This is a genomic window from Caproiciproducens faecalis, assembly GCF_019448085.1.
Lineage (GTDB): Bacteria > Bacillota > Clostridia > Oscillospirales > Acutalibacteraceae > Caproiciproducens > Caproiciproducens faecalis.
This window is the reverse complement of record NZ_JAGFNZ010000001.1, coordinates 826,210-841,108: the sequence shown is the minus strand read 5'-3', so window position 1 is coordinate 841,108 and position 14,899 is coordinate 826,210. Positions and strand designations below refer to the sequence as shown.

Annotated in this window: 18 protein-coding genes and 1 pseudogene; 6 read left to right on the top strand and 13 right to left on the bottom strand. The window is 46.5% G+C overall.

Features of this window, described 5'->3' with window-relative positions; genetic code table 11:
* Positions 1 to 41 precede the first annotated feature (41 nt).
* From J5W02_RS03950 to J5W02_RS14890, 4 genes and pseudogenes are all read left to right on the top strand, one after another.
* Positions 42 to 3,320, top strand: a complete 3,279-nt coding sequence (locus J5W02_RS03950) for a X2-like carbohydrate binding domain-containing protein (protein ID WP_219964326.1) — start codon at positions 42 to 44, stop codon at positions 3,318 to 3,320.
* Positions 3,321 to 3,559: 239 nt separating this feature from the next.
* The gene (locus J5W02_RS03945; RefSeq protein ID WP_219964325.1) at positions 3,560 to 4,093 is read left to right on the top strand and encodes an IS3 family transposase; all 534 of its coding nucleotides are present in this window, start codon (positions 3,560 to 3,562) and stop codon (positions 4,091 to 4,093) included.
* A 29-nt stretch (positions 4,094 to 4,122) separates the two neighbouring features.
* Positions 4,123 to 4,388, top strand: a pseudogene (locus tag J5W02_RS14895) (transposase); the annotation flags it as partial.
* Between the two features lie 29 nt (positions 4,389 to 4,417).
* Complete coding sequence (locus tag J5W02_RS14890) at positions 4,418 to 4,510, top strand: IS3 family transposase (protein ID WP_407928346.1); 93 nt, start codon at positions 4,418 to 4,420, stop codon at positions 4,508 to 4,510.
* Positions 4,511 to 4,601: 91 nt separating this feature from the next.
* On the opposite strand, the gene J5W02_RS03935 is transcribed toward J5W02_RS14890, so the two are convergent.
* The 12 genes from J5W02_RS03935 to J5W02_RS03880 form a co-directional block, all read right to left on the bottom strand.
* Positions 4,602 to 4,766, bottom strand: coding sequence for a hypothetical protein (locus J5W02_RS03935; protein ID WP_219964462.1), 165 nt, complete (start codon positions 4,764 to 4,766; stop codon positions 4,602 to 4,604).
* 463 nt (positions 4,767 to 5,229) lie between these two features.
* Complete coding sequence (locus tag J5W02_RS03930; RefSeq protein ID WP_219964324.1) at positions 5,230 to 5,754, bottom strand: hypothetical protein; 525 nt, start codon at positions 5,752 to 5,754, stop codon at positions 5,230 to 5,232.
* Positions 5,755 to 5,811: 57 nt separating this feature from the next.
* Positions 5,812 to 6,606, bottom strand: coding sequence for a hypothetical protein (locus tag J5W02_RS03925; RefSeq protein ID WP_219964323.1), 795 nt, complete (start codon positions 6,604 to 6,606; stop codon positions 5,812 to 5,814).
* 67 nt (positions 6,607 to 6,673) lie between these two features.
* Positions 6,674 to 7,009, bottom strand: a complete 336-nt coding sequence (locus tag J5W02_RS03920) for a hypothetical protein (protein WP_219964322.1) — start codon at positions 7,007 to 7,009, stop codon at positions 6,674 to 6,676.
* A 126-nt stretch (positions 7,010 to 7,135) separates the two neighbouring features.
* On the bottom strand, positions 7,136 to 8,104 hold the full coding sequence (locus J5W02_RS03915; protein ID WP_219964321.1) for an SMI1/KNR4 family protein: 969 nt from the start codon (positions 8,102 to 8,104) through the stop codon (positions 7,136 to 7,138).
* Between the two features lies 1 nt (position 8,105).
* Positions 8,106 to 8,417 carry a hypothetical protein gene (locus J5W02_RS03910; protein WP_219964320.1) on the bottom strand — a complete coding sequence of 104 codons (312 nt, stop codon included), beginning with the start codon at positions 8,415 to 8,417 and terminating at the stop codon, positions 8,106 to 8,108.
* Positions 8,375 to 8,728 (bottom strand): hypothetical protein, encoded by a 354-nt coding sequence (locus tag J5W02_RS03905; protein WP_219964319.1) that lies wholly within the window; start codon positions 8,726 to 8,728, stop codon positions 8,375 to 8,377. Before J5W02_RS03905 ends, J5W02_RS03910 begins: the two co-directional genes overlap by 43 nt.
* A 2-nt stretch (positions 8,729 to 8,730) precedes the next feature.
* The gene (locus tag J5W02_RS03900) at positions 8,731 to 9,972 is read right to left on the bottom strand and encodes an MBL fold metallo-hydrolase (RefSeq protein WP_219964318.1); all 1,242 of its coding nucleotides are present in this window, start codon (positions 9,970 to 9,972) and stop codon (positions 8,731 to 8,733) included.
* A 62-nt stretch (positions 9,973 to 10,034) separates the two neighbouring features.
* Positions 10,035 to 10,454, bottom strand: a complete 420-nt coding sequence (locus J5W02_RS03895) for a hypothetical protein (protein ID WP_219964317.1) — start codon at positions 10,452 to 10,454, stop codon at positions 10,035 to 10,037.
* On the bottom strand, positions 10,454 to 11,140 hold the full coding sequence (locus J5W02_RS03890; protein ID WP_219964316.1) for a WG repeat-containing protein: 687 nt from the start codon (positions 11,138 to 11,140) through the stop codon (positions 10,454 to 10,456). The genes J5W02_RS03895 and J5W02_RS03890 overlap by 1 nt, the downstream gene beginning before the upstream one ends.
* A gap of 12 nt (positions 11,141 to 11,152) precedes the next feature.
* Positions 11,153 to 11,638: an HTH domain-containing protein gene (locus J5W02_RS03885; protein ID WP_219964315.1), complete on the bottom strand. Its 486-nt coding sequence runs from the start codon at positions 11,636 to 11,638 to the stop codon at positions 11,153 to 11,155.
* Positions 11,639 to 11,809: 171 nt separating this feature from the next.
* A complete protein-coding gene (locus J5W02_RS03880) occupies positions 11,810 to 12,673 on the bottom strand; it encodes a hypothetical protein (RefSeq protein ID WP_219964314.1) in 864 nt (287 codons plus the stop codon).
* A gap of 234 nt (positions 12,674 to 12,907) precedes the next feature.
* Between J5W02_RS03880 and J5W02_RS03875 the strand changes: the two genes are divergently transcribed.
* Positions 12,908 to 13,387 (top strand): SF0329 family protein, encoded by a 480-nt coding sequence (locus J5W02_RS03875; protein WP_219964313.1) that lies wholly within the window; start codon positions 12,908 to 12,910, stop codon positions 13,385 to 13,387.
* 125 nt (positions 13,388 to 13,512) lie between these two features.
* On the opposite strand, the gene J5W02_RS03870 is transcribed toward J5W02_RS03875, so the two are convergent.
* Complete coding sequence (locus J5W02_RS03870; RefSeq protein ID WP_330659673.1) at positions 13,513 to 13,863, bottom strand: zinc ribbon domain-containing protein; 351 nt, start codon at positions 13,861 to 13,863, stop codon at positions 13,513 to 13,515.
* A gap of 55 nt (positions 13,864 to 13,918) precedes the next feature.
* Here J5W02_RS03870 and J5W02_RS03865 point away from each other — a divergent pair, with 55 nt between their 5' ends.
* On the top strand, positions 13,919 to 14,614 hold the full coding sequence (locus J5W02_RS03865) for an alpha/beta hydrolase (protein ID WP_219964312.1): 696 nt from the start codon (positions 13,919 to 13,921) through the stop codon (positions 14,612 to 14,614).
* The last annotated feature ends 285 nt before the right edge of the window (positions 14,615 to 14,899 follow it).

Sequence of the window (14,899 nt, the reverse complement as noted above, 5' to 3'; positions counted from 1 at the left end):
AAATATTATCATGGAAAACTTATGATACGAGGAGGACAAAAATGATAAAGCTGGTACAAAAACGAGCCTGCAGCCTGCTGTTGGCAGTGGCGCTGGTGCTTACCATGCTGCCGACAGCGGCTTTTGCGGCGGAAGCAAATACTTATTATGTGGATTCAAACAGCAACACACAGCACATAGCGGCTACAGAAATTGACAACGACACCGCAACACTGGATAGTGGCTGGTATGTGGTGGACAGCGGCACAGTAAAGATTGACCATACCTTAACCGTCACCGGCGATGTCAAATTGATTCTCGCGGACGGCGCGTCGCTCACGGTCAACGGAAGTGACGGCGACAATGCAGGCATTGAGGTCACGGCGGACAACAGCCTGAGCATCTACGCCCAGTCCATCGGCAGTAACATGGGCAAGCTGACCGCTACGGGCAGCGAAAACGGCGCCGGCATCGGCAGCGATAGTTTCAGCCCGTCCGGTAACATTTCCATCTGCGGCGGCAGAATCACGGCGACGGGCGGCAACGGAAGCGACGTTGCCGCCGGCATTGGCAACGTGAGCGGAACAAGTTTTGGGACCATCAGTATTTACGGCGGGATGGTCACAGCCACGAACGGATTTGGCGATACCTATCCGGATATCGGTGGCCACTCTGGCGACGGCGATGAAATTCTCATCAAAGGCGGCACCATCGTCAGCAGCCGGAGCGATTCGTCCGTCAATCTGGGGGTGGCTCTAGACTACACGGGAACGTTTCCTGAAGTCGTGATCGACGGCGGCTCCATCCATCGCGGATTGATTGTGTCAAGCTCCTGCAAGAACAACGCAGGGGACCTCATTTCTCCGTCTCCCGATGAGCTTACCATACCCGGGCAAATTAACGCGGCCGTATCTTCCGTCAGCATCAACGGAGAGCCCTACGGGAACGGCGTCTACACCGACGGCAGCGGGAAACTCTACCTTAATCTGCCGGCATACAACAGCGTTTTACCCGTCGTTGTCACGATGAACGACGAGAGCAAATACTGGGCAGCTTATGAGCCCGGTTCCGGCAGCAGCATCACGCTGGTCAATGCCGCGGAGACTTCCGTTTTCCCCGGAACGGCAGTGTTTTTGAGTTATTTGCCTCAGAATATTAAAGTCTACAAATTGGATCCCGCCAACGCCTTTTCCGGCATCCACAATGGAGCAACCGATTTGACGCTGAATCTGGACTATACGGTAGACGGCGATACCGTCATAATTAAAAAAGAGTACCTTGAAACGCTCCCCACCGGCGTGGCGTCTCTGAGCTTTGCCGGACTGAATGCGACGCTGAAGGTCACCGTTCTTGCCGCCCCTGAATATGTGGCGCTGGGTGACAGCATTCCCGCCGGGTACGGACTGCCGGGCTACAGCCCGAACTCACAAAAGCCGCCGCTAATCGCATATCCAACCCTTGTCGGTGACACTATGCACCTGTCGGCAGGTTCTTTTGCGCAAAGCGGAATGCGCAGCAGCGAGCTTCTTGCCGGTCTGTCCGACCCGCTGATCGGAGCTTCCCTGTCTCAGGCAAAAGTGATTACCCTCAGCATCGGGTCGGACGATATCCTGCTTCCGTTTTTAAACATCGTCGCCAGCAAGCTCAGCTGCAATCCGGAAGACATTCAGTCCACACTGGCAGCGCTAAAGATATCCGATCCGGTAGCTTTGGCAGCCGCTCTCGGCTCACTGAACGCAGACCACAGCAGCGGTTTGAAAAACAATCCGGACATCCAGAGTGCGGCTTCCGGATTCTCGGCAAACTTTCTGGGAATCATCAGCGCGCTCAAAGCCGCCGCGCCGAACGCCAAAATCTATGTGACAAATGTTTATAATCCGTATGAGGGCATCAAGCTTCCCTACGGTGCCGGCACACTGGACCTCGGCGGCATTGCGGACGGCTATATTCGGACTTTAAACAGTGCGTTTTCCACGGATTCTGCGGATTACACTCTGATCGACAACTATTCTCTCTTTTCGAACTCGCTGAAAAATGGGATTCCCCTTGTGAACGCAGATTTTAAATCTTCCAATCTTGACCCACATCCCAACACCCATGGACACGCGGCAATTGCCTCCACAATTCTTACAGCCGGCGGCTATACTCCAACTACGGGCACCGTGTCCACTGCAATCGGCAGCTTATCTGAAAACTCCACTCCCGGTGAAGTGGCCGGTGCGATAGCTCAGGCTCTTTGCCTTCCCTCCTCCGATCAGTCTCTTATACCGTCCCAGCAGATTGCGAAACTGGAAGGACTGATGCAAAGTACTTTGGGTGTTACACCTCCCAGCCTTCCCGAACCGGTAACCACAGGCTTCATCGGTCCTGACGAACTGCCGAAAAGTCCTATAGTCGCGACCGGTTTGCTCATCGATATCTTACTGTTCTATAACAAGGTGAACACTGTGACCCTGTCCACAATCCAACAGCCGACTACTCTTGGACCATCGGGCTCCCAAATAGTGTTTGACCTTACCCTGACAGGACAGACAGCGAGCGGCGCGCCCCAAACGATTCATACTGTGCTTCCGTTTCCGGTTACCGTCACCCTAAAGCTCCCGACCAATTTCATTCTACGGCCAAGCTTCACCTATGTGGCTGTACACACCAAAGCGGACGGAACCCAGGAAACTCTGCCGCTGACCATCGGTGGCACGGCCGGACACTATACCGCAACTTTTACGACTTCTTCGTTTTCCACGTTCAGCCTTGTCGGAACCTCGAACGGAAGCAGTTCCGGTTCACACCACAGTTCCGACGGGTCAGTTTCGAGTCCCAGCGTGACGGTTAGCACCGCCGCAACAGCTTTTGTGAGCGATACAAACGCGGATTTCTCCGTGAACGGTGCCTATCAGTTCAAAATCACGAGCCAAAACGGTGCGGCCCCTTCGCTTACCGTCGGCACTCCGGGCGTATTCGAAACACAGCTTGTGCGCACATCCGACAATGACTATTACTTTAGGTTGACGGCCATCGGCAAACCGGGCAGCAAAGCCGGTATTTATATCAATGGGGTAAAGCTGCTGGCCGCAACGGTAGGAACTACGGTTTCTCTTGTTAAGAGCGATACTACAGCGTCCTTTAAAGTTACAAAAGGCAAGGCTTACACGTTTAGACTGACGGCAAACACCAAACCATCCTTTACTTCAGGAAATTCTTCCGTATTTCAGGTAAGGTTCGTAAAGCAATCCGTAAGAGATTATTTCTATCAGGTTACGGCGGTTGGCAAACCCGGGCAGGCCGCGGGATTCTATATCAATTCCAACAAAACACCTATCGCGGCTGCATCCGTCGCTTAGTCCAACAGTATTCGTATCTAATCAGCGCCCCATATCATACTGAACGGGGCACAATGAATCCGGATAATTGCAAGATCCATCCCTTTGCTCGTCATAATTTATTGGGTCAATCCCCTGCAAAACGCTTTGAACTGAATCAAAAAAACGGACATTGCAAAAAGCCCCCAATCGTAGGATAATGAACTGCACCCCATTTGTTAGACAGTATGATATACTGGAAACAAATGGGGTGTTTTTCTATGCCAAAAGGGATACCGAACAAGCGACATACTGGAGAATTTAAGCAACAGGTAGTGGAATACATGCAGGAACACAAGCTGTCCTGCGTGGAAACTGCAAAGATATTTGATACCGATCACAAAAATGTAGCACTATGGGAGCGAATTCACCTGACCTACGGAGCAGAAGGACTGTATCTTGAGCGCCGAGGACGTGGTGGAAAGGGCAAGCCGTCAAAACCACCCAAACAGGTAGAAGAAGACTTGATCGCAGAAAATCAGAGGCTACGCGCGGAGAACGACTATGTGAAACGAATAGACATGCCACAAAGGGATGAACATCTGGCTGGGATGGTACGGGAATGTCAGCACAGGTGTGGTGAAACATACGGGTACAGACGGATCCACATATGGCTGATTCGGGAGAAATCCTTGAACCTCAACCCTAAAACCGTACTTAAAGTGATGAACAAGTATGGCTTACTTTCAGAGATACGCAGAAGGAGAAAATACAAGGTCATGGGTGAACAGGTACATAAGTACCCAATCTCCTAAACCGCAGCTTCAAAGCGGACAGGCCCAATGCCAAGTGGGTGACAGACATATCCTACATACATACCAAAGAAGGCGTTTTGTACTTGTCCGTAATCCGTCACCTTTATGACAGCAGTATCGTGGCTTACCGCACTGGCACAGAGCAGACTATCAACCTTGTGTTGCAAACCATAAAGGATGCTATTCAAAAAGAGAGGCCGCTGCAGAGCTGCAACTCCACAGCGACCAAGGGTTTCAATACACCTCGCAAGCATATTTTACCCTGACTCAACAGTACGGCATAACTCCCTCGATGTCAAGACGCGGAACTGTTATGAAAATGCCATGGCCGAAAATTTCTTCTCCATTCTCAAAACAGAGTGCATTTACAGACGTAAGTTGAAAACCTTCGAAGAAGCAATGCAATTAATTCGGTAGGGTTGTCCGTTGCATCTGGGCAGTTCACTTTGCAGGGGATTTTTAGGTCGCCGATGTTTGGGAGCACGCATGACGAGGTCTATTTCATCCTTCACCAAGCAGGCTCTCCTGCGGTGCGTTGCTCCAACAGTTTGCTCGCCTGGACATGGATTGCTGCAAATTGTTGTCCTTGCACCAGCGTATTGTAGCCCGCGCCGCCAGCGGTGGCATTATCGCCAGAATCGGTCAAAAAGACAGGCTTTCCCTGGTAATCCATGACCAGCTTGATCGCATCCTCCGGTTCGGCGGTGTTCCCGGTGTAGTGGAAAACACCTCGCTGCGACCACACGAACTCAGCAATTTTATCCGCCGTTTCTTCCGCGTATTCACGATCCTCGGCGAATTTGGAACCACGATCACCCCTGCGCCCAGCTTTGGGCTGTCGTGCCTAAGGTATCCGATGTGGTAGGAAGTGCTCAGAATCCTGGGGGATTCTCCAGCTGGTGGATTTTTGACCATAAAAAGACAAACCTGCCTATAACTAATGTTATAAAAACAGGTTTGCCTTTTTGCCTAGTAAACTAAAGTTTGATACAATTGAACGATTCCTTTTGAAAGTTTCATTTCGCTTTAAGAGTTTCACTTTTGCGGAGAGTTGTAATTCCAGATTGCGACTTTTCTTCTGGCTCGCCTTCAAAAGTCCTCCAGATAAAAATGTTCAATGGTGTTTTCTTTAGAAGTCAAAAAAGTATCTCATTTTCACCGCTGCCCAATGATTCTAAATCTTTCTTCCTTTTATAAATTCCATTGTTGGTGCCAAAACTTCCAACGGGCAACTGAAATTTTCCAGCTAAGAACAATGTTTCTTCTTGCGAAAAATTGGGAGACTTCGGAATATAGATAACGAATTTATGCTTCAGGACTTCAAAAACCACTCTGCCTCTGGAAAAATGGTCAAAACCAAAATCTTTCCATTCCGGCTTTTTCGGTAAGATTTCCGAAGTCCAAATATCTTTGTGGAAGAGGTTAAAATCTATTTGCAGATCATCCGGATTGGTTTCTTCATCAAAATTCTGCCCCATTTCAACTGCATTTTTGGTGTCGTCTAAAACCGGAGCTGTACGAATGATCCACTTATTGTTTCCAACATGCCAAAATATTCCTACACGGCCTACTCTAAGATTGATTGGAACTTCATCCACCAGATCTGACGGACGCAGGTTTTCTATATTATCACCAAAACGTCCAATTTCTTTTAATAGCATAAATCATTTCCTTCTTCAGCTTTATTTAATACAACACAAACAGATAAAAAACAAATTTTACTTCATCTCTATTATGAATTGCGAAGTTGTTCTTAAATCTTTGAACATATAAGTAATATTTCCCTCATGGATGGTTTGTCCCCGAAGAATTTCAGTCATAGCGTCAGTTGTCTTGTCAGACGACCATTTTGGATTTAAAGCACTTACAAATTTCATCCCACTCATAGGAATTCCTTTTGAACCGTTTGCAGAAATTAAAATAATAGATTTGACGCGACCACTTTCTTCCGTAATCTTGCATTGAACACCATTTGGCTGCGGTGTGTCATTCGGACTGTCTTTAACATAGATCAAATATGTATTGCCTGACATGTTGTCTGTGGCGACCAGTTGATAGCCGACCGGCTGCATAACATCAGACAGGTTTTTCATTAGCTGCTTTTGTGTAATGCTTGCCGTGTTTACACCGGGAACTGCAAAGGCAATTGTAAGAAGAATAATCGTAACAGCCGCGGGGATTATCTTGGGCTTTCCTTTTACAGTACAAAAAATCAGCCAGCCACAGGCAGCGAAGCCTAAAACAAACGCTATTCCACTGATGTCAAAGCCCTTTATTAAATAATATAGAACCCCAATGAAAACTAGACCTGCAAGAACCCTTTTCTTCGTTTTTGCCTTTGGCTGTGATTCTGTAAATTGTTCTTCCTGTGATGCTGTTTCTGATGCAGTCACTGGCGGCGTGTTTAGCAATTCTTTATTATTGTGCGTAATAGCTCCCTCACTTTTAATGAATATGGTTGCAGATACCTGTGAGATTCTCCACAGTGTGCTTCTTTTAGCAGTTCTGCTCATTACACAGTAAGATAAATATCTGGACTCTCTTCTCAAATGGAAGATTGGGATTTATACCAATACTAAATTAAACAATAGGTTGATTTAATTTAGCAAGATAAATTCCTTTCCTCCGAACTGCTTCAGGGTTAGTATACAAAACCTCAAGTGTGGCATAGATTATTCCAAAAGATTCTTCATCCTTGAGGGGACCTGGCAATCCCCAGGAACCTAAAAAGTTGGAGAGAACTCTCGAATTCACAAAGTTGTAGTCTGCATCCGCATGCAGTTCTTCTAAAACTTTTTTTGCTGTCGATTCAAAAACAGGAAAATCTTCCTCAATCACCGGATCTCCTTGCTTCATCAACTCTTTCACTTTACTCACATATTCATCATATGGGAGTTTAAGAAAATAAGCAACCATTCATATACCTCCTGTTACTATTTAAATAGAGACATGGTGTCGGCAATTCATCTATTGTAATGCCGCCACCTACGGGGTGTTGAACAACTCTGTATTATCGTACATAATAGCTCCCTCAATTTTCAATCAATGAGTTTCCAGATATTCTTGATATTTCACACAGTGTGCTTCTTCCAGCAGTTCGGCTAATTTCAGAGGCGTTATGCGGTAAGGAAAAAGGCTGGACTCTCCTCTCAGCCGAGATATGGGATTAAAAAGCGTATCCCAAAACAGTTTTTCAACCGACATAGGGTCTTGCTGTCCTAACCGCTTCATCAAATCTCCAATTTCACGCAAGATGCCCTCCTCTGGCGGCAGTTCACCATGAAAGGAATGCAGACGGGTCCAGTTCAGTGTCAGGACTGCGTTTTCCCCCAATTCCAACGAATCTAAGTACCCGTCATGAAGATATCCCAGATAAGCATATAACGTTCCGTTGCCGTCAAGTTCCTGATAAAAGAAACCATGCCGGGAAACACCGTCCACTTCCAGACAGAACAAATCGCCGTTTTCAAACGGAAGCAGGCGGCGCAAGTACAGTTTGGAGTCAAACAAATCGTCCGTATTCGGAGCGAATACATCGTCAATCCAAAAATCGGTTGCCCTAAGTTGTCCATTCAATGGGAGCAAATGATATTCAATCGGATTGGTAAGGCCTCCATTGGTCGTTTTCTGCCAGAATTCTGCCAGATAAGAGGACACTGTTTTGTCGTTTGCGGCTTGCTCCAATACCTGTGTAAAAGTGGCATAGGGAATCGCGCCAACCAATTCATCCGTATCAGAAAAAGCTTTTACAAGGAAAAAGCTGCCGGATGGCTGCTCCTCCATCAAGCGCAGTACCAACCGATAAACCTCTATCGCCCGACTCATGAATTTCTTTTCTCGTTCTTTGGACGCTTCTGCTTCCAAATTCAGAAGTGCTTCCAGCTTTTCTTCCAAGGGGCGCGGCGCATCGTGAATCAACTGATATTTTTCCGTCACGGTAAACGTCCGGTTCTGACGGAGATGTTCAGCTACCTCTAAAGATGGAATCCAGCCATAAATATCAAGGCTCATTTCAGTTTTCCCCTTTCCCGGAAGCATATCGGACAACCATATAGCTACCTATTCCGGCTGTTTGGTCATGCCTCACAGCATCCCATGAAAAGTCTGGCAGAGAAGAAAAAGAAGAAAGCATCACGGCTACCTCATCCAGCGTTTCATTTTCGCAGCAATGGACACAGACTGCGACGGATTTCACCGTGTTTCGGTGCAAATGCTCTGCCAGCTTTTCCGCTTCGTCTTCACGAATCTTTCTTTCCGTTAGACAGGCTTTCACGTCCCTGCTCAGTGCTTTTTGCTCCGATTGCTTAATGCGCCTATAAGCCATGTGATCGCTCCGCCGATTAAAATCAGCCACAGCGTCATCAGAAAACCGTGCAGCACGCTTTTGGAATCACGATAGTTTGCCAAAAACAGCAGAAGAAAAATGCCTCCCGCGATCAAAAACAAAATAACCCCATGTACTGCGCTGTCGGCTCCAAGCGCAGCCAGCCACAAAAGCAAATCCGCAATACCGCCGATCACCCTCCAAAAGGTGAGCGCGGAGCACCCATGGGTACGCTGCAACCATGAATTATAATATACACCGAACGACACGACAACAATCACGGATAAAATGGCAAGCCAACCTTCCAGCATTTTTACACCTCCCATCTTTCGCCGTCGCGCAGCATCAAGCAGTTTGGATGAAGCGATTCAAATTGAGAACGGTCGGCGGCGTCGCAGTGAATGGGAATGAGCGCTTTCGGTTCCAGCCAGTGGATGAACTCCTGAATCGTGTTGCGATAGGCGTGTCCACTGCAATGCAGGCTGACCACCTCCATCTTTTGATCTTTGCAGAAAGACAAAAATTTTTCAACCTTAGATGTTTCCTTATAGCCCTGCCACATCGAATAAATCAGCAGATTCTTTTCGGATGCGGTGTGGTTGTCCAAATATTTTTTCAGGAATGGCAGCATGGATATTCGCACAAAAATCAGCTTTTTACCCGGAATTCCGGCGAGACTTTCCGCTCCCAGCAGCTCCCACTGCTCAAAAAGCCTGTTAAAGTAGGCATAGGTACGCGGCGTTTTTTCCTCATCCACATAGCTTGCCACAAAACGCAGAGTGTTTTCTTCCCGTTGTTCGCGGACCGCGGTCAGGAATAAATCCTCACATACCATTCGTCTAGCGGATTTCGCAGCCCGATGCATGGCGCAGATTCTTTCTTCATTCGTAGACGAGCACAGGACAAATACTGTGCCATCGTATTGTTCCATCAACTCGAAAGCACGCTGTTCCACCTGACTCTCGTCCCGGAGCTCCTCTTCACGTCCAGTCTTTCCCACACGGATATTTGTCCCTTCGCTGATGAGGACATCCAGTTTTCCCGCCACGCCGAGCAACCGCCGGATTTCCGTCGGAATGTTCTCCACCGCCCGATAATCCCCAGTATAGAGGACATTTTTCCCGTCTGCCTGGATCAGGAACATATAAGCGTCCACTGCGGAATGATCAACGCCGACTGGGGTTACACGCATATCATTCAATTGGATTGGCTGACAGTTTGTAAAGTGAAAATTGATATTTGGGCGGGGACTGTCGGTAAAATCAGCAATAACATCCAGAATACGGTATGTTTCCGTCCCGGAAAAAATCGGAATGCCGGGCAAAATCCGCTCCACCAACCCGCAGTGGTCGTTATGATGATGGCTGATGAAAACCCAGTCAAAGGCAGGCTCTCCACAGGTAAGCCCTTCAATTTCGATCTGATCACTCGTCTGTTTTTCATCAAGAGGCGGAAGATTGGTTCCCGCATCAAAAAGAATTCGGGTCTGATTTGTTCCGATTTCAATCAGGTTTCCGCCGATTTGCGCGGTTCCCCGGTGGATTTTTATATACATTCGCTTCGTCCTTTCTTGTTGGCTGTACTTCATTCACATGAAATTCTTAACAAGATTTGCTGTTATTTTCCCTTCGTTTGCTCCAGCCGGAATGCTTCCCGATACTCCAATGCGAAATCTGCACCAAAAAAGCCTTGCAGTTCTTTCCAGAAAATTTCCGGAGTCTGGCAGGCTTGCAGAAGCAGAAATCCCTTTAATACCACAACAGCCTGCAAAAAATCCTTACCACGGTAATCTCCCGCCGCCAAATATCCTCTGAAACGCTGTTCCAGTTCCGTGCCGTCCAGTCCGTCCAGAATATCAAGCAGGCACGCTTTGATCAGTAGATCTGTTTCCTGTTCCAGAAAAGGCTCCAACGCTAAAAAACCGTCCGCCCTCGCCACCGTCAGAAAACAGCTGAGCTTTCTCATGGTTTGCAGAGATTCTGTTTTATCTTCATGACTACATGGAAGCCTTAAAGTAAAATATTCCATATTTTCCATCAGCAAGCTCTCCCTAGCTTTTTAATCAGATTCATAGCCTCTCTCTTTAGCAGAGTGACATCGGTGATGAGCCGCCCATCCCGGCAGGCCACACCGAATTTTCTGCCGTTTTGCAGCAGTAAGTAATCTTCATACCCACGCGGATATGCGGTCAGGTTGTCCGTCAGCACCTGATAGCTGCTGTCAAGAAGGACGTAGCGGTCGTCTTTGATGGCGGTCACTCCTGAATAGGGGGTGAGCCATCCTATATTCCGGTCAACACAGCTATCCAGAAAAATTCTATCATAAACAAACGGCACAACCGGCACATTGTTTTTGTTCACCACGCCCCATTTTCCACGCTTGACCGCAAAATATCCATCCGGGGAAGACTCGTCGCCGACATCCTCGTATTCAAACGGAAGCACGGCTTCACCCCGTGCCCCCAGATATCCGTGCAGGCCGTCTTTCACTGCGTGACAGGCACCGTATACAAACAGTCCAATGAAATCAAACCGCAGGGAAACACGAAGGGCTCCGCTGTGTCCGTCCATTAGACCCCATTTACCACCGGATTCCACCGGCAGCAAAAACGGTTCAAGAAGGTCGTAAAATAATTCGTCTTCCGACGACGGATAAATACGGTTGCCGGAAAGTACCCCTTCGACCTTTTTACCAAAGACGTTATATATGCTGCATTTTTTCATATTATCCTTCTTTCAAGTATGAAACGTTTCTAATCCATAGGTGTCCGGAATCTCATAATCATAATGACCGGATTCACCCCATGGGTCTGTCGGCTCATAACGAATACGGTATCCGATTTTGAAAAGCTCGGCAAAATCCCGCTGCCGTGTTCGAGCTGACAGTTGGGGGTAGCGCTCCCGATACCAAACGATCGGGTCGTCGCTGTCCAGCCCTACCATTAACGTGCATAACCGTATTATTTTTTCAAGGTACAATTTTCGCGTTTTGTTCTCGGGAAACTGCGGCGGATGAAAATCGGTATCAACTAAAACAAACGCGCCTCTTTTTTGGGAAAAGCGGATATGCAGAACACCAGCCTGCCTGAGCAGCGTGATATCCCGGTAAACGGTCTTTTCACTCACCGGCAGCAAATTGGTAATCTCTTTGAAAGAGACCTCACTGCAATACCGGAACAGGTGAAAAACAGAGAGGATTCGGGAAGTTTTTGTCAGCTCCATCTTTGGGTTCCTCCTTACAAACATCAGTTTATCATAGTATTGTTTTACTAGCAGGACATACGTACTGTCGCATATTCTTCAAAAAAAAGCGCAGAACAGAATCTGCGCTGCAAAAAGACAAATGTATGGCATCATACTGAAAAAGCCGCTCAGCAACAGAGCAGCCCTTTGCTATTCATAATGTCCATTGAATATTAAATCAGGCGTTATGTCTTCGGGCTGCCTGTCAAAGCAAAGATACAAATTGTTCTTTAGCTTTTCCTTATAGAAAGAATCAATTTTCTCTTTTCTGCCTTTATTATGACCGTCATTGAAACGGCTGCGTCTCACATCAAAAATCGCCAGCTTGACCGACGGATTTATATTTCTAATCTGACCGATCTCAAGTCCAAATTGCTTCATAATGCCAATAGATGTCTGATACTGTAAAAGGATATCATTTTGCTGTGTGCTTATGGCCTGTTCATATTTTTGTACTTGTTCCAAAGTATCTAATTCTCTTTCTCCTTTTTCCCAGAGTCTGGAGTCATCATATAATTTTGCCTCAACGAATTGCAACGTTTGTGTCCCACTGTCCCATAATACCATATCGCATTTGGTTCTGTCGATATAAACCTCTATGTCAATAACCTTGACCGCAGAGCCTTGCCGGCTATACGTATATGCATAAATATTTTTCAAATAACTCCGTTCTGCATTTCGTTCCACATTTGAAAACTTTTTTCCAATTGCTTTTTTTAAATCGGAATGTAATAATCCAAAATTAATATCAGAAAAGCTATCTATAAAATAATCACTTTCACCTGTCAGGGAAGGAACTGCCCCGTGGAGATATTTGCCGTAATCAGGATTGCAGTAAAAACCTTTATTTTTGTATTGATAAATGCAACCCCCATTATAGTAAAAATCTATTCGGTTATCTCTAAGAGCGGGAAAAATCTCTCCTGATCGAATTTCGGGCCCAATGTATTGATATATTCTCTCCTGTCCCATTTTTCGAAAATCAAAATTATTAAATTGCCTTTTAAATGACATTTTGTATGTTTCCTTTCCCTAATTATTTATAAATATATCGACAGATCTACAGAAATATTTATCAATCTTTGCGCCATACCGTTGTCCTTTCATTTCAAGCTACCGGGAATATAATAGTTTCAATGTAGCGCAAGTCAACTGCACGGTACTGCAATAGATTCGGCGCGATTATCAGCAACGGCTGATTGCGGTCCTTACTCTATCAGAAAGCTAAAATGAAACGAGGTTTTCAACATGAGAAGCAGACCTTGGAGCAAGCTTCAAAAAGAAATTGATTCCATTCTGGATCAAAATATTGATCTTCAATTCCACTGCACCGTCTATCGCAAGAAGGGCGGATGGAACAGCGGCATGAATATGTTTCCCAAATACTGGTTTGTTCTGAATAGAGAAATCATTTGGAATTATCCAGATGATTTTACAGATATTCTTAACCATGATACCGGGAACGATGAACCCTTTTCTATCTATCCTGATTATGGAAATACTAAAACAAATATTCCCCACCTTATCTGTGAGTATTTGAATACTCCAAGAAATGAATTGCTTACAAAGAATTTTCAATACGATATCTGGGGCTTAACCAATTTATTGCTGGCCGCAGACAGGAGAATTGGAAAGCGCCGGTTTAGACAACTGTGCCAAAAAACAGCCAGCGCTGCCGTAGATAAAGTTCTGGGCGCGAGAGAAAACGCAAGCCAAAAGGGGGAATAATTAACGGTAGACCTTTCTACTTCGATACCGAATTTGACAACAAGCACATAATTCCATACAATGAAGTAAAATGCATAGGGTAAAAAATATTATGACAATAAATCATTATTTTAACTTTGACTGAGTCACCGCTTTTTACTGTTCCATGGCAATTCCGTCCCATCTTTAAACCGAAAAGTAAATTCTGTGTCGGAACGAACAATCAGGCAATCCACGGTCGCTTCTTTTGGGAGGGCAGTGTTATCAGTCAAATCCGCAATGATTTCCTCATAGGCGGCGAAAATACTTTCCCGATCGGCAAGCAGACTGTTAAAAGCATCTACAAAAAGAGCTTTCAGCTCGTCTTCATAAAAATGGGGTGTGGCACATTTCTTTCCGTTTTTGAACTTCGCATTGCACTGCCAAATAACGCACCGGTATTTTGATGTGCTGTGCCATACCTTACTGCGGTATACCCCGCCGCAGTCGCCGCAGATGATTCGGCTGGATATGAGCTAATTCAAATATCACACAAGAAAAGAGAAAATTTCTATGAAAACTGAAAATTATCAAATCAAACAAATTCCATCCGTTCTGTACGGGGAGACGAGTAAAAAGTGCTGGCTGTTCGTTCACGGTCAGGGGGGAAACAAAGAGGAAGCCGCGGTATTTGCCGAAATCGCCGTCCCTGCCGGGTATCAGGTTCTTGGCGTTGATCTGCCGGAACACGGGGCACGCAAAGGAACACAGGGTAGCTTCGACCCTTGGGCGGTTGTACCGGAACTGCAAACTGTCATGGCACACATGAAGCCTCGCTGGACTAATATTTCTCTCAGAGCAACCAGCATCGGCGCGTATTTCTCCATGCTAGCCTTTGCCGACGAGCCTATTGAAAAGGCTTTGCTTGTATCCCCCATTGTGGATATGGAGCGGCTGATTCTCGATATGATCGGCTGGGCAGGCGTGACCGAGGAGCTGCTTCGCGCCAAAGGCGAGATTCCCACAAACTTCGGTCAGACGCTCTCCTGGCATTATCTCAGCTGGGTGAGAGAGCATCCGCTTCCCGGGTGGAAAGCTCCTACTTCAATCCTTTACGGGGGGCAAGACAATCTGACCGCTCGCGAAACCGTCGCAGATTTTTGCAAAACCCACGGCGCGGCACTTACTATTTACGAGCAGGGCGAGCATTGGTTTCATACTCCGGAGCAGCTTGATAAATTGTGTGGATGGGAGTTGCGAAACGTATAAGATTTTTAGGGCCATCCATCTGTGCAATATCTCTGTCTTCCTGACACAGCTTCGCACAGGAAGTCATGAAGGCGTGGAAATCTTTCCAACGGCCTTGCTGGCCCACGCTCAGGCAAGAAAATATGCTGGTCGGCCTGATGCAATGAACCCGGTCTATTGAAATAGAGCGCATCTATGTTTTTGCCGAACGGATTAAAGAGGGGTTATAAGCACCTTCTCTTGTTTTGACTTTATAATAGCCAAGCTATTACTTTTCAGTTTAAATTTCTGCTATAAGTAATCACA

Excerpts from the sequence above, each read along its gene's own strand:
- J5W02_RS03900 (WP_219964318.1), bottom strand. The coding sequence starts at position 9,972 with ATGTATATAAAAATCCACCGGGGAACCGCGCAAATCGGCGGAAACCTG.
- J5W02_RS03895 (WP_219964317.1), bottom strand. The coding sequence starts at position 10,454 with ATGGAAAATATGGAATATTTTACTTTAAGGCTTCCATGTAGTCATGAA.
- J5W02_RS03925 (WP_219964323.1), bottom strand. The coding sequence starts at position 6,606 with ATGAGCAGAACTGCTAAAAGAAGCACACTGTGGAGAATCTCACAGGTA.
- J5W02_RS03935 (WP_219964462.1), bottom strand. The coding sequence starts at position 4,766 with ATGGATTACCAGGGAAAGCCTGTCTTTTTGACCGATTCTGGCGATAAT.
- J5W02_RS03950 (WP_219964326.1), top strand. The coding sequence starts at position 42 with ATGATAAAGCTGGTACAAAAACGAGCCTGCAGCCTGCTGTTGGCAGTG.
- J5W02_RS03865 (WP_219964312.1), top strand. The coding sequence starts at position 13,919 with ATGAAAACTGAAAATTATCAAATCAAACAAATTCCATCCGTTCTGTAC.
- J5W02_RS14890 (WP_407928346.1), top strand. The coding sequence starts at position 4,418 with ATGGCCGAAAATTTCTTCTCCATTCTCAAAACAGAGTGCATTTACAGA.
- J5W02_RS03920 (WP_219964322.1), bottom strand. The coding sequence starts at position 7,009 with ATGGTTGCTTATTTTCTTAAACTCCCATATGATGAATATGTGAGTAAA.
- J5W02_RS03885 (WP_219964315.1), bottom strand. The coding sequence starts at position 11,638 with ATGGAGCTGACAAAAACTTCCCGAATCCTCTCTGTTTTTCACCTGTTC.
- J5W02_RS03880 (WP_219964314.1), bottom strand. The coding sequence starts at position 12,673 with ATGTCATTTAAAAGGCAATTTAATAATTTTGATTTTCGAAAAATGGGA.
- J5W02_RS03930 (WP_219964324.1), bottom strand. The coding sequence starts at position 5,754 with ATGCTATTAAAAGAAATTGGACGTTTTGGTGATAATATAGAAAACCTG.
- J5W02_RS03905 (WP_219964319.1), bottom strand. The coding sequence starts at position 8,728 with ATGCTGGAAGGTTGGCTTGCCATTTTATCCGTGATTGTTGTCGTGTCG.
- J5W02_RS03910 (WP_219964320.1), bottom strand. The coding sequence starts at position 8,417 with ATGGCTTATAGGCGCATTAAGCAATCGGAGCAAAAAGCACTGAGCAGG.
- J5W02_RS03915 (WP_219964321.1), bottom strand. The coding sequence starts at position 8,104 with ATGAGCCTTGATATTTATGGCTGGATTCCATCTTTAGAGGTAGCTGAA.
- J5W02_RS03945 (WP_219964325.1), top strand. The coding sequence starts at position 3,560 with ATGCCAAAAGGGATACCGAACAAGCGACATACTGGAGAATTTAAGCAA.
- J5W02_RS03890 (WP_219964316.1), bottom strand. The coding sequence starts at position 11,140 with ATGAAAAAATGCAGCATATATAACGTCTTTGGTAAAAAGGTCGAAGGG.
- J5W02_RS03875 (WP_219964313.1), top strand. The coding sequence starts at position 12,908 with ATGAGAAGCAGACCTTGGAGCAAGCTTCAAAAAGAAATTGATTCCATT.